The sequence below is a fragment of the Hydrogenophaga sp. genome, from assembly GCF_036675665.1.
Classification (GTDB): Bacteria; Pseudomonadota; Gammaproteobacteria; order Burkholderiales; family Burkholderiaceae_C; genus Hydrogenophaga.
Window position 1 is genome coordinate 1 of the sequence record NZ_JAKFEO010000065.1, and the last position, 14,188, is coordinate 14,188.

Here is a 14,188-nt window from a genome sequence, read left to right on the forward strand (position 1 = left end):
CGCCACGGCCGCGGCCGACGACGGCAAGTCCAAATTCATGGGCAGCGAGATCGCCAAGAGCGACCGCCCCGAACTCACCGCCGCGAAGATCATCGTCTCCGGTGGACGTGCCTTGGGCAGCGCCGAGAAGTTCAACGACGTGATGACGCCCTTGGCCGACAAGCTCGGTGCCGCACTCGGTGCGAGCCGCGCCGCGGTGGACGCGGGCTATGCGCCCAACGACTGGCAGGTGGGTCAGACCGGCAAGATCGTCGCACCGCAGCTCTACATCGCCGCCGGCATCTCGGGCGCGATCCAGCACCTGGCCGGCATGAAGGACAGCAAGGTGATCGTGGCGATCAACAAGGACCCCGAGGCCCCGATCTTCTCGGTGGCCGACTACGGCCTGGAGGCCGATCTGTTCGAGGCTGTGCCTGAGCTGATCGCAGAGCTCTGAAGGCCCGTCTCGCCGTGGGACCGGGTGGCAGAATCGGAGCCATGGCCCTGCACTTTGATCTGGTCGACCTGCGCCTGATGGTGCGGGTGGCCGAAGCCAACAGCCTCACCCGTGGGGCCGAGGCCTCCCACCTCTCCCTTCCGGCGGCCAGCACCCGCGTCAAGAACCTCGAGGAGAGCATCGGCACGCGCCTGTTCTGGCGCAACAGCCAGGGCGTGACCCTCACGCCGGCGGGCCAGGCCGTGGTGCACCACGCGCGCATGGTGCTCGGCCAGCTCGAACACCTCACCGGCGATCTGCAGGCCTATACGCAGGGCGTCAAAGGCCACGTGCGGGTGTATGCCAACACCACCGCGCTCAGCGAGTACCTGCCGCCGGTGCTCGCGGCCTTCCTGCGCTCCCACCCCGACGTGAACATCGACCTGCGCGAGCGCTTGTCCCACGACATCATCCGCGCCGTCACCGACGGCCAGACCGACATCGGCATCGTGGCCGGTTCGGTGCGCACCGAGAACCTGGAAACCAAGCCGTACCGCCAGGACCATCTGGTGCTGGTGCTGCCGCGCGACCATGAGCTGGCGGTGGAAGCGGCGGTGCCGTTCGAGCGCACGCTGGACTACCTGCACGTGGGTCTGCACGAAGCCAGCGCCATCCACGCCTTCCTGCGCCAGGCCTGCGAGCGGCTGTCGCGCACGCTGCAACTGCGCATCCAGGTCAGCAGCTTCGAGGTGGCCTGCCGGCTGATCGAAGAAGGTGTGGGTGTGGGCGTGTTGCCGGCTTCAGCAGCGCGCCGGCATGCGCGCCACATGGCGCTGCACATCGTGCCGCTGTCCGACGCCTGGTCGCTGCGGGCCATGCAGATCTGCGTGCGCAACTTCGACACGCTGCCGGTGTTTGCCCGCGATCTGGTGGACTTGCTGACCGACGACGCCCAGGCGGCCGAAGCGCCTGCCGATCAGGCGCCGGACGCTGCCCGGTAACGGAAGGTGCCCATGGCCCGGGCCACGGACTGGCCTGCGGCGTTGCGCAGTTCGGCTTCACAGAAGCACACCGAGCGGCCACCGCCGGTGGCCTGGCCACTGGCCTGCAACTCGCCCCGGGCCGGGGCGGTGAACACCACGCAGATGTCGGTTGCGCCCAGCGCGCGGGCGGTGTCGTTCAGGCGCGTGCGTGCGGCGCTCACCAGGGCCTGCTGCAGCAGGCCCATCAGGCGCACATCCTCGTCCATCAGCGCGTCTCCCGGCGCGAGGCGGCGGCCGCGGCGGTGAAGTCGCGCGGGCCGGTCAGGCCCAGGCCACCGTCCACCGGGATGATGGCCCCGGTGATGTAGCTGCCCCAGTCGCTGGCCAGCAGCATGGCCATGCGCGCGATGTCTTCGGTGCGACCCAGCCGCTTGAGCGGCACGCGCTGCGCCATGGCGTTGAGCGTCTCGTCGGTGGGTGCCAGGCGCTTGAGTCCTTCGGTGTCGGCGATCGGGCCGGGCACGATGGAGTTCACGCGGATGCCTTGTGGCCCCCACTCCATGGCCAGCACCTGGGTGAGCATGTCCACACCGGCCTTGGCCGCGCACACGTGTGCCTGGAAGGGCGTGGGTGTGAAGGCCTGGCTGGCGGAGATCTGGATCACGCAGGCGCCCGGCTGGCGCAGGTGGGGGTGGGCCATGCGCGCCACGTGAAAACTGCCCATGAGGTCGATGTCCACCACCGTCTTGAAGGCGTTGGGCGACATGTCGAGCACGCTGGCCAGGAAGTTGCCCGCCGCGCCGGAGACCAGCACGTCGATGGGGCCGAAGCGCTCGGCGGCGGCTTCCACCGCCGCCTTCACGGCCTCGGGCTGGCGCACGTCGGCCGCCAGGCCGAAGGCGTCCGTGCCCAGGGCCTTGAGCTGTTCGACCGCGGCGTCCACCTTGTCCTGCGAGCGGCTGATGAGGCTCACCCGCGCCCCCGCGCGGGCGAAGCCCTGCGCGATGCCGAAGTTGATGCCGGAGGAGCCGCCCGCCACGAAAACATGGCGGCCGGTGAAGTCAAAGGGAGTCGTGGTCATGGGTTCAGTCGAGTTTGAAGCCGATCTCGGCGAGCATCTTCTGCTCGCGATCGAACTGGGTGTGGGCAAAGGCCGTGTGGGCCTCGGCGCTGGTGAGCTGGGGCACCATGTCGTAGAGGTCGAGGTTCGCCAGGTAGGCCGGGTCCGTGGCGGCCTTGCTGAAACCTTCGTGCAGGCGGGCGACGATTTTCGGGTCGAGGTTCTTCGGTGCCACCAGGCCCACCGGCGATTCGATCGAGAAGTTGTGGCCCAGCTCCTTGAGCGTGGGCACGTCGGGGTAGTTCCTCAGGCGCTGGTCGGTGAAGGTGGCGAGCAGGCGGCAACCGCCGCCGCGCACCTGTGCGCCGAAGCCCGGGTCGCTGTAGACGTCGAGGTGGCGGCCCAGCAGGGCCTGGAACGCTTCACCACCGCCCTTGAAGGGCACCATGTTGAAGCTCACGCCGGCGGCGCGGGCCATGCTCTGGGCGGTGATGCGGTTGATGCTGATGGCGCCCACGTTGCCCCAGGTCACGACACCGGGGCGGCTCTTCGCGTCGGCGATCAGTTCGCCGAAGTTCTTCCATGGCGCGTCCTTGGCCACCACCACGCCGGTGGTCAGGCCGAACAGGCCGCCGAGGTAGGTGAAGTCCTTCAGCGGGTGCCAGGTGACGCGCTGGACCAGCGGGGCGCGGATCACCGAGTTGTGCATGACGGCGATGGTGTAGCCGTCGGCCTCGTTCATCAGCCCCACGTTGGCCGTGCCGCTGACGCCACCGGCGCCCGGGCGGTGCATGAGCACCACGGGTTGCCCGAATTCCTTCGAGGCGGCTTCCGCCAGCGAACGGATGACGGGGTCGAAGGAGCCCCCGGGAGGGAAGGGCAGCACCAGCTGGATGGGCCGGCTCGGGAACGCGGTGTTGGCCAACGCGGGGGCGGCCACGGCACCAGCGCCGAGGGCAGCGACGCCCCCGATGAACTGGCGGCGGTTGAAGGCGATGGGTGAGCGGTTCATGTGTGTCTCCTGGTGGGGTGTGAACGGAAATCCATGGGTTTCACTGGGGCAGTGGCAGGTAGCGGAAAGTCCCCTGGCCGCGCGCCACCACGCGGCCATCGGCATCGGTCACCACTGCCTTGCACCAGGCCACCTGGTCGTCGCAGCTCACCAGCTCGCTGTCGGCGGTGAGCGAGCCGCGCCCCGGTTCGAGGAAGCTGGTGTTGAGGTTCAGCGTCACGGCGGTGCGCTCGAAATTGCAATGCGAGACGGCGGCGCTGGCCATGGCCACGTCGATCAGCGTGATGACCACGCCGCCGTGGATGGCGCCGATCACGTTGCCCAGTTCTTCGCGTGCGTCGATGCACAGGCGGGCCTTGCCGCCTTCGGAGAACTCGCGCCGCATCTGCAGCATGCGGGTGAACGGCACCTGGCTGAACATCTGGCGCGGATCGTGTCCGGTGACGGCTTTCATGGTCACTGCTGTGCCTTCGGTGCGAGCTGGCTGGGGGCGGCCCGGCGCGGTGCTCATGCCCGGGCCTGCTCACGCAACACGTTCTTGAGCACCTTGCCGGCCGCCGACAGCGGCAGCGCCGGCACATAGACCACGCTGCGCGGGCACTTGAAGCCGGCCAGGCGTTCGCGGCACCAGGCGCGCAGCTCGTCGACGGGCAGGCGCTCAGGCGCCACGCCCTCGGCCAGCACCACCACCGCGTGCACCGCCTCGCCCCAGCGCGCATCGGGCAGGCCGATCACCGCCGCGTGCGACACCAGCGGGTGGCTGCGCAGCGCACCTTCCACCTCGGCGCAATACACGTTCTCGCCGCCGGAGATGATCATGTCCTTGAGGCGGTCGACGATGAAGAGGTAACCGTCGGCGTCCATGCGCCCGGCGTCACCGGTGCGAAACCAGCCGTCGCGGAAAGCCCCGGCCGTGGCCTGCGGGTTGTTCCAGTAGCCGCGGGTGACCATGGGGCCGCAGGCCACGATCTCACCCACTTCGCCCGGGGGCAGGGGGTGGCCGCTCTCGTCCACGATCAGGATCTCGGCGCCCAGGCCGGCGCGGCCCACCGAGTGCAGGCGACCCTGCGTCCGCGCCTCGGGCGAACGGTGGTTCTCGGGCAGGTTGATGCACAGGGCGCCGGCCGTTTCGGTCAGGCCATAGGCCTGGAAAAACTCGGCGTGCGGCCACGCGACCAGCGCGCGTTCGAGCAGGTCGGGCGGCATGGGCGCCGCGCCGAAGGCGATGCGGTCGAGGCTGCGCACGCGCGCGGGCTGGAAGCCGGGCTCGTCCATCAGGGCCTGCAGCATGGTGGGCACCAGGATGGTGTCGGTGATGCCGTGGGTCTCGATCGCTTCGAGCACCTGGGCCGGTCGGAACTGCGCCATGGTGATGCAGGTGCCGCCCACCATGGTCTGCCCGATCAGGCGGCCCAGGCCGGCCACGTGAAACAGCGGCGCGACCAGCAGCGAGACCGAGTCGGGCGCGTTGTTGAGTTCGGCGCCGCGTGTCATGGAGGCGGTCCAGAAGTTGGCGTGCGTGAGCATCACGCCCTTGGACTTGCCGGTGGTGCCGCCGGTGTAGAGGATGGCGGCCATCTGCTCGCCGGCGGCGCGCACATCGGGCAGCGGTGCCGGCGCGCGGGCTTCGTCGGCCAGTTGCTCCAGGCCGACCGTGGGCAGACTCAGGCCCTGAGCCAGCGCCGTGAGCGACTCGTCGATCAGCAGCAGGCGCGCACCGCTGTCTTCGAGCGCATGGGCGATCTCGTGCACGCTCCAGCGCACATTGAGCGGGCAGGCCGTCGCGCCCATCCACCAGCAGGCAAAGATCGCGCGCACCAGCAGGTCGTGGTTGGGCGCGAGCAGGGCGACGCGGTCGCCAGCGCGCACGCCACGCGCCCACAGGGCCGCCGCGTGGCGCCCGATGCCGTCGAGCAGCTCGGCAAAGCTGTGCTGACGCACAAGGCCGTCGCTCACGTGGGTGAGCGCGATCTTGTCCGGATGTCGTTGCAATGAGCGGTGCAGGCCTTGGGTGAGGTACACGGAATTTGCGGGCAGTGGGGTTCGAAACAGCGAGGCCTTTAGCGTAGGCACGGGTCGGCATCCCCCCAATGGCTGGATCGGCCAATGCGGTTGGCGAAACCTTCCAAGGCTGCGCGGGGCATGCGGGTTATCCCGAGGCGCCCGCGCCCGCTCATGGAGCCCGTCCTTTTCGTGACGGAGTTGGCACTCGCCCTGCGCGTTTAGTACCGGCGGGTTATTGCAATCGCACCCCTCTCTTGATGTGATCACGTTCGCCAGTGCCCGAGCGACTGGCGATAGATAAAAACCAAAAGAAAAGCACAGGGAGTTCCCGTATGAACCGCAACCACCACCGGGTGGCGTTGAGCGCCGCGCGTGGCGTTTTGTTGGCTGTGGCCGAGTGCGCCATGGCATACCGTTGGGCGATCTTCGCACTGCCCTGGTTTGTGGCGGCGGGCAAGGTGCACGCACAGGCGCCAACGACCCCGCCACCCGACGTCCGCCAGCAAGGCGAACAACAGGAGCGTTTGCAGCGAGAGCGCGAAGACGCACAACGCGGTCTTCTCCAGCCTGCACCCCAGGCGCCGACCCCACCAACACCCGAACAACTCAAGCCCTGGCCCGAGCTTGAATCGCCGTGCCTGCCGATCCGTGAAGTCGTGCTGGTCGGTGATTCGAGTGAATCCTTTCACTGGGTCTTGGATCCACTGATGGCGGGCCACGATCCAGCCATCGGCCGCTGCCTGGGGGTGGGCGGCGTCAACGTTGCGGCTGAACGCGCGCAGCAAGCCCTGATGGCACGCGGGTTTGTGACCTCGCGCATCGTGTTCGAGGCGCAGAACCTCTCCAGTGGGCGCCTGACCCTCACCCTGGTGCCAGGACGCATCCGGGCCATCCGCCTCAAGCAGCCCGATGCCCGCGCCAATGCGTTGAACGCGGTGCCTGCCGGCGCCGGCGATATCCTGAATCTGCGTGATGTCGAGCAAGCACTGGAGAACTTCAAGCGCGTGCCTTCGGTCGAGGCCGACATCCAGATCGAACCCGCCGACGTGCCCGACCACAGCGACCTGGTCATCTCCTGGCGCCAGTCGTTGCCCTTGCGCCTGAACGCCACGCTCGACGACAGCGGCTCCAAGGCCACCGGCAGGTACCAGGGCAGCGCCACCCTGAGCTACGACCACTGGTGGACGCTCAACGACCTGTTCTACGTCACCGTGAACCGGGACCTGGGAGGCGGCAACGCAGGCGAGCGCGGAACACAAGGACACACGGTCCACTATTCCATTCCGTGGGACTACTGGCTGCTGGGCTTCACCCAATCCGCCAGCCGCTACCACCAGAGCGTGGCCGGGCTGAGCCAGGACTACGTGTACAGCGGCCAGAACGACAGCGCTGACCTGAAGCTCTCTCGGCTCGTCTACCGCGATGCCAGTCGCAAGACCACCGCCAGCCTCAAGGGCTGGTTGCGACACTCGAAGAACTTCATTGACGACACCGAGGTGCAAACCCAGCGGCGCGCCACCGGTGGCTGGGAGCTGGGCCTGGGCCACAGGGAATTCATCGGCAAGGCCACGCTGGACGTGAACCTGGCGCACAAGCGCGGCACCGGCGCATTCAGTGCGATCGCAGCACCCGAGGAGGCCTTTGACGAGGGCACTTCGCGCATGCGCATCACCACGCTCGATGTGAGCTTCAGCGCGCCGTTCGCGCTGGCCAGCCAGAAGCTGCGTTATGGCGGCACGTTGAGGGTTCAGCGCAACGGCACGCCGCTCACGCCGCAAGACCGCTTCGCCATCGGCGGGCGCTACACGGTGCGGGGCTTTGATGGTGAGTCCAGCCTGTCGGCCGAGCGGGGGTGGACCCTGCGCAACGACCTGGGCTGGACCTTGGGTGGGGATGGGGGCGAATGGGGCCTGGAAGCCTACCTGGGTGTGGACTGCGGCGCGGTGAGTGGCCCCTCTGCTCAATTTCTGGTGGGGCGCAGCCTGGCCGGCGCGGTGCTGGGTGTGCGCGGCCAGCTCAAGCGCATGAGCTACGACGTCTACATCGGCAAGCCCATCAGCCAGCCCATCTCTTTCCGCTCCGCCACTGTCACGGCGGGTTTCAGCCTCTCTGCTTCTTTCTGACTCCAGGGATTCCCATGAACAAGAACCGTCACCGCATCATCTTCAACGCCGCACGGGGCCATCGCATGGTGGTGGCGGAAACGGCCGGCTCCCACGGCGGGGCCGCTGCGGGCGAGGCCGCGTCCGGCTCCACCAGGTCGCTGTTTGCAGATGCCGCCATCGCACGTTCGCTGACGGCTTTGGCGGTTCTGCTGCTGTGCTCCCCCGCGCACCCACAGATCGTCGCCGACCCGAGCGCCCCGAGCAACCAGCGCCCCACCATCCTGCAAACCGCCAACGGTCTGCCGCAGGTCAACATCCAGACACCCTCCGCCGCGGGCGTTTCACGAAACACCTACAGCCGCTTCGACGTTCAGTCCAACGGCGCCATCCTCAACAACAGCCGCACCAACGCGAGCACGCAGCTCGGTGGCCACATCGCCGCCAACCCCTGGCTGGCCACGGGAGAGGCCCGCGTGATCCTCAACGAGGTCCATTCCAGCCGCCCCAGCCACCTCAACGGCTATGTCGAGGTGGCGGGCCGCCGGGCCGAGGTGATCATCGCCAACCCGTCTGGCATCCAGGTCAACGGCGGTGGGTTCATCAACGCCTCGGGCGTGACGCTGACCACAGGCACTGCCGTGATGAACAGCGGCCACCTCGACGCCTTCCGCGTGCAGGGCGGCTCGGTCAACATCGAAGGCCTGGGTCTGGACACCAGCACCGCCGACTACACCACGATTCTCACGCGGGCCATGCAGGTCAATGCGGGCGTGTGGGCCAAGGACCTCACGGTTGTCACGGGCCACAATCAAGTCACCGCGCTGGCCACTGGCGCTGCCGCACAGGCCGCCGCCATCGCAGGGACAGGTGCGGCGCCCACCTTCATGCTCGACGTGGGCGCGCTGGGCGGCATGTACGCCGGCAAGATTCACCTGGTCGGCACCGAGGCGGGCCTGGGCGTGAACAACCGGGGATCGCTGATCGCCCACGAAGGCACCTGGGTGCTCAAGACCGATGGATCGCTCGTGAACACCGGCAAGTTCCAGGCCAAAGGCGACCTGTCCATCCAGACCCTGGGTGCCATCAGCAACACGGGCGATGGTTCTCCTGCAAGTGCCCTCATCAGCAGCCAGGGCCATGCCAGCATCGCCGCCGGCACCACCGTCTCCAACACCGCTCAAGCCGAGATCGCCGCCAGCGGCACGCTCACCGTGAGCGCAGGCGGCGCGCTGGACAACTCAACAGGCACCCTGGCCGCCAGCCAGAGCGCGACGGTCACCAGCGCCGCGCTGAACAACGACAGCGGATTGATCCACGCGGGCGCCGCGCTCACGCTCACCACGGGCGACCTGCACAACACAGCCGGCTCCATCGGCTCCGGTGGGGCACTGCTGGCCACCGTGGGCCAGACCAACAACACCGATGGCGAAATCCTCAGCGCGGGCACGCTCGATCTGACCACCCAGGGCACACTGACCAATGTGCGCGGCCGCCTGCAAGCCGTGGGCAGCAGCACCATCGACACCCAGGGCGCCAGGCTGGACAACACGGCCGGGCGCATTGCCTCGCAGACAAACCTCAGGCTGAACACGGGTGAACTCGTCAACGATGCGCAGACCGCCCAGGCGGGTCTGATCGGCAGCAACGGCGACCTCACCATCCATGCGGGTGCCACCACCAATGGGGCCGACGGTGCCACCCAGTCCAACATCTGGTCCGCGCAAAGCGCGAACATCTCGGCCACCAGCTTCACCAACGCCGGTGTGCTCTCTGGCAGCAACATCCGCCTGGACACCACCGCTGACGTCACCAACGCGATCGGCGCCAGCATGGAGGCCAGCGGTGATCTGCAGATCACCACCACCGCCTTGCTCAGCAACGCCGGCCAACTGATCGCCAACCAGAGCCTGACCCTCAACGCCAGGGACATCGGCAACAGCGGCACCCTGGAGGCCACGCACCAGACGCTGGAGGCCACCGACACCTTCACCAACGCCGCAGGCGCCAGCATCACCGCCTCAGACAGCATCGCCATCGGCGCCCACACCTTCAACAACCGGGGCCTCGTGAATGCCAACGAAACATCTGACCCCGCCGTCCCCAGCCTGGTCCACATCCAGGCGACCACGCTCAACAACACAGGGGCCGGTGCGATCTTCGGCGACCAGATCGCGATGGCCGCCACCACCCTGAACAACCGACCCGAAGCAGGCGGCACCACCGCCCCGGTCATTGCAGCCCGCCAACAGCTCGACATCGGCGTGCAGACCCTGAACAACGAAGACGGTGCACTCATCTACAGCGGCGGCGACATGGCCATCGCCGGCAGCCTGGAGGCGTCACTTTCGGCCGCGGGCCAAGCCCAGGCGATCAACAACCTGAGCGCAGACATCGAAGCCGTGGACGACCTGCGCATGGCCACCCAGACACTCACCAACGAACGGCGCAACGTGTCCGTGAGCCAGGTCAAGGTGTCCGAGCAAACCGCCGAACTGGGCATGCCTTCGTGGTGGGTCAATGGCCACAACCGATTCTTCGACACGCCCATTGAGACCACTTCCAACTACACCCCCCATCAGTTCTACCTGGTCAATCCCGCCAGCATCCTGAGCGACACGCAACTGGTGACGCCGGACGGCACCGTTGTGCGCCGAATCGAAGTCACGCTGGATCCCACGGATTCGGTCTACCACGCAGCATCAGGTGGCTATGCCGGGAACTACGGTGTGCGCGAGCGCATCACCGTGGGCAGTGCAGCCACGGTCGTGCTGTACGCCCGTTTGCGACAGGACGGCGTGGTCAATCCGGACCAGGTCGTTGGCACGACAGACCCCACCGCAACCTACACCTCCAGCGTGTTCGCCTGGCAGCGCGACACGCTGAGCTACTCCGGTGCCTACGGCCGCTGCACCACCAACTGCACGATGCTGGTCGTGGAGCCCGGCTACAACGATCCCCAGAGCACCATCGTGCGCGGCACGCACCGCAATCTGAACGGAACTCACGAAGGCATCGAGCTCACCCGCACCGCCCGCCAGAGCATCTTTGAAGACCGGCTCAACCCAGGCGCGGGCGCCCCCGCGTCGATCCGTGCCGGCGCCAACATGCGGCTGGACATCACCAACGCACTGACCAACCGGTACGCCGACATCCAGGCGGGCGCCGTGCTGGACATGCAGGCCGCAGGCGCTGCTGTGGTCAACGTGGGCCAGACCCTCAAGCGCACCCACCGCTTTCTGAACACCACCCACACCTGGCAGCTGGGCTCGTACGACTGGACCAACCCGGACATCAACGAAGACATCGGCCAGGTGGGAGGCACGCTCTCGGGCGCGCAGCAACTCAGCATCACCGCCCAGAGCCTGAGCAACACCGATCTGGCGCGCAGCACCGGGCTGCCCACCTCTGGCCTGGGTTTCCTGGGCGTCTCGTTGCCCAACGCCACCGCGCCGTTCACCGTGCCCGACAACGCGCTGTTCCAGCCGGCCAGCCCGGGCAGCCACTACCTGATCGAGAGCGACCCCCGCTTCACCGACTACCGCCAATGGCTGGGCAGCGACTACATGTTCGCCGCTCTGGGCAGCGATCCCAACGCGCTCCAGAAACGCCTGGGCGACGGCTTCTACGAGCAAAAGCTCATCCGCGAGCAGGTGGGCCAGCTCACCGGTCGGCGCTTTCTTGAAGGCCATGCCAGTGACGAGGCGCAGTTCCAGGCCCTCATGGACGCCGGCATTGCCTACGCCCAGGCGCACCAACTCGTGCCTGGCGTGGCGCTCTCAGCCGAGCAGATGGCCCTGCTCACCACCGACCTGGTCTGGCTGGTGGAGCGAGAGGTGGTGCTGCCCGATGGCAGCAAGACCAAAGCCCTGGTGCCGCAGGTGTATGTGCGCCAGGTGCCCCAGGGCGACTTTGCGGCCAGTGGCGCGCTGCTGGCGGGCAACAGCGTGTCGTTGCAGATCGCAGAAGACCTGATCAATGCCGGTGGGCGCATCGAAGGCGGCGTGGTCGTGGCCCAGGCCGGGCGCGACCTGAGCAACATCGGCGGGCTGATGCAGGCGCGCAGCGAACTGCTGGCCAGCGCCGGGCGCAACGTCACCATCAGCAGCCCCAGCCACACCACCAGCTTCAGCGGGCAGTACGTCAACCAGAGCCGCACGGAGTTGGCCGGCGTGGGGACCATGCGGGTGGGCAACACCAACGGCGCCAAGCTCGGCATTGAAGCCGGAGGCAACGTGGAGCTGCAAGGCGCCAGCCTGAGCAACGCGGGTGCCGGTGGCAGCACCAACATTCAAGCCGCCGGCGATGTGCGCCTGCAGACCGTGACCGTGGGCAGCACCGACAACACCGAATACAACGCGCGCAACTACCAGCGCAGCAGCCAGAGCCGGGAGATCGGCACCAGCGTGCAGGGCGCAGGCAGCGTCAGCATCCAGGCCGGACGCGACGTCACAGCGCGCGCGGCCAGCGTGAATGCGGGAGACGACCTGAGCGTGAAGGCTGGCAACAGCATCACGCTGGAGGCAGGAAGGTCGGTGAGCGAGAGCGAGAGCAGCCTGTTTGTGCAACGCCGCGGGTTCTTGAGCAAGAAGTCCACCGAAGAATTGCGCAGTTCCGCCAGTGATGTGGCGCTGGGCTCCAGCTTCTCGGGCGGCAATGTGGTGCTGGAGGCCGGGCAGGACATTGCCATCAAGGGCAGCAGCGTCAACGCGCAGGACCTGCTCCTGCTCGATGCCGGGCGCGATGTGGCCATCACGTCGGAGCAGAACACCGAGTCCGGCTCGTATTTCAACGAGAGCAAGAAGTCGGGCTTCAGCGCCAGCGTGATGTCGGGCATTTCTTACGGTAAGAGTCACCAGAACACCAACCAGGCCTACAGCGCTCAAACGCAAGCGGGCAGCAATGTGAGTGGCGCTGAGGTCACGATCCAGTCCGGTCGTGACGCCGTGGTGCGATCGAGCATCGTCATCGCCGACAAGGACCTCACCGTCATTGCCGGGCGCGATGCCCGCGTTGAAGCCGCCAGCGACACTCTGACCAGCACCAACGAGGCCTATTCCAAGTCCAGCAGCATCGGCATCGTGCCGGGCGCCAGCGGGCGCTTCACCACCTTCGGCCAGGCCAAGTCCATGCAGGACGGCACCAGCACCAGCGAGACGGCAGTGCAGAGCCTGCTGAGCGCCAACGCCGGCAGCCTCACCGTGATCGCGGGCACCGACAGTCAATACCAGGGCACCGGCTCCGGCAATGTGGATACGCAAGGTGGCACATTGCTCGCCAAAGACGCCGTGGCCCTCTCAGGCAACAGCGTCACGCTGGGCACGGCCGACAGCCGCAGCGAGAACGAGTTCCACGCCCAGAGCAAGAGCTTCACCATTGGAAGCCAGCTCAGCGGCGCGGTCGGCAGCCTCATCACCCAGCTGGGTGACACGGTGCAGGCCGCGCGCAACACCGACAACGAACGACTGCAGGCCGCCGCCGCGCTCAAGGCGGGTTATGACGCCTACAAGCTCGCTGGCACCACGCTCAACGATCTCACCGCCAGCGCAGGCACGGTGGCCAACCCCGGCGAGCCCGGCTCGGCCGGCATCGGCATCAGCGCCACCATCGGCAGCAGCAAGTCCCGACAGGACGAGCGCCAGACCACGACCCAGCAAACCGGTACCACCATCCAGGCCGCCCAGATCGACATCCAGGCCCGGGAAGGCAATCTATCGGCCACCGGCGCCAAGCTGCAGGCGCAAGACATCAGCCTGCAGGCCGCTGGCGACATTGACCTGCAAGCCGCGAAGAACACCGCCGAACTGCACAGCACCAACAGCGGCAGCAGCGCTGGCGTGGGCGTGACCTTCGGGTTTGGTGAGCAGAACGGCATCAGCTTCCAGGTGAGCGCCAGCCGTGCAAAAGGCAACGGGGAGGGCAGCGAGACCACGCACGACAACACCGTGGTCACCGCCACCAACAGCCTCACGGTGCGCAGCGGCGCCGACACGAACCTGCGCGGCGCACAACTGACGGGGGATACCGTCATCGCCGACATCGGCGGCGATCTGAACATTCAGACCTTGCAGGACACCAGCCGCTACGAGTCGGATCAGAAGAGTTCGGGCTTCAGCGTGAGCCTGTGCATCCCGCCGTTCTGCTACGGCAACGTGGTGACCGGCTCATTGAGCATGGCCAAAGAGCAGATCGACCACGACTTCCAGAGCGCGAAGGCGCAAAGCGGCATTGCGGCGGGCTCGGGTGGCTTCGACATCCGCGTGGCGGGCAACACCGACCTGCAGGGCGGGGCCATCACCAGCAGCGCCACACCAGACAAGAACCAGCTCGCCACCGGCAGCCTGACCTACAGCGACCTCACCAACACGCAGACCACGCGGGCCGAGAGCGAATCGGTGAGCCTGGGCTATGGCGGCGGTTCAGTTGTAGCGACGGTGGCCGCCAACGTCGTCTCCAACGTGTTGGCGGGCGAGATGGGCGAGCGGGGGTTGCCCGAGAACATCACGCAGACCAGCACCACGCAAAGCGTGATCAGCCCGGCCAATGTGAGCATTACCGGCAGCGACTCGGGCGCAACGGATGCGACCAGCGCCGACAACGTGGCCATGCTCA

At 67.4% G+C, this 14,188-nt stretch carries 9 protein-coding genes; 4 read left to right on the plus strand and 5 right to left on the minus strand.

Annotated elements, in window-relative coordinates:
- Together V6M63_RS18615 and V6M63_RS18620 are read left to right on the plus strand one after the other, a co-directional pair.
- Positions 1-436, plus strand: a 436-nt coding sequence (locus V6M63_RS18615; protein ID WP_332744249.1) for an electron transfer flavoprotein subunit alpha/FixB family protein, incomplete at its 5' end; no start/stop codon positions are given.
- Positions 437-477: 41 nt separating this feature from the next.
- Positions 478-1,416, plus strand: coding sequence for a LysR family transcriptional regulator (locus tag V6M63_RS18620; protein ID WP_332744250.1), 939 nt, complete (start codon positions 478-480; stop codon positions 1,414-1,416).
- On the opposite strand, the gene V6M63_RS18625 is transcribed toward V6M63_RS18620, so the two are convergent.
- From V6M63_RS18625 to V6M63_RS18645, 5 genes are read right to left on the minus strand one after another with little or no spacing between them, the layout of a single operon-like run.
- Positions 1,392-1,664 carry a PaaI family thioesterase gene (locus V6M63_RS18625; RefSeq protein WP_332744251.1) on the minus strand — a complete coding sequence of 91 codons (273 nt, stop codon included), beginning with the start codon at positions 1,662-1,664 and terminating at the stop codon, positions 1,392-1,394. The genes V6M63_RS18620 and V6M63_RS18625 overlap by 25 nt on opposite strands.
- The gene (locus V6M63_RS18630; protein WP_332744252.1) at positions 1,664-2,479 is read right to left on the minus strand and encodes an SDR family oxidoreductase; all 816 of its coding nucleotides are present in this window, start codon (positions 2,477-2,479) and stop codon (positions 1,664-1,666) included. The genes V6M63_RS18625 and V6M63_RS18630 overlap by 1 nt, the downstream gene beginning before the upstream one ends.
- A 4-nt stretch (positions 2,480-2,483) precedes the next feature.
- The gene (locus V6M63_RS18635) at positions 2,484-3,470 is read right to left on the minus strand and encodes a tripartite tricarboxylate transporter substrate binding protein (RefSeq protein ID WP_332744254.1); all 987 of its coding nucleotides are present in this window, start codon (positions 3,468-3,470) and stop codon (positions 2,484-2,486) included.
- A gap of 40 nt (positions 3,471-3,510) precedes the next feature.
- Positions 3,511-3,924, minus strand: coding sequence for a PaaI family thioesterase (locus V6M63_RS18640; RefSeq protein ID WP_332744256.1), 414 nt, complete (start codon positions 3,922-3,924; stop codon positions 3,511-3,513).
- A gap of 53 nt (positions 3,925-3,977) precedes the next feature.
- Complete coding sequence (locus tag V6M63_RS18645) at positions 3,978-5,492, minus strand: class I adenylate-forming enzyme family protein (protein ID WP_332744258.1); 1,515 nt, start codon at positions 5,490-5,492, stop codon at positions 3,978-3,980.
- Positions 5,493-5,806: 314 nt separating this feature from the next.
- On the opposite strand from V6M63_RS18645, the gene V6M63_RS18650 reads away from it, so the two are divergent.
- Both V6M63_RS18650 and V6M63_RS18655 read left to right on the plus strand, forming a co-directional pair.
- Positions 5,807-7,597: a ShlB/FhaC/HecB family hemolysin secretion/activation protein gene (locus V6M63_RS18650; protein ID WP_332744260.1), complete on the plus strand. Its 1,791-nt coding sequence runs from the start codon at positions 5,807-5,809 to the stop codon at positions 7,595-7,597.
- Between the two features lie 14 nt (positions 7,598-7,611).
- The coding region (locus V6M63_RS18655; RefSeq protein WP_332744262.1) for a hemagglutinin repeat-containing protein at positions 7,612-14,188 on the plus strand (6,577 nt) is incomplete at its 3' end.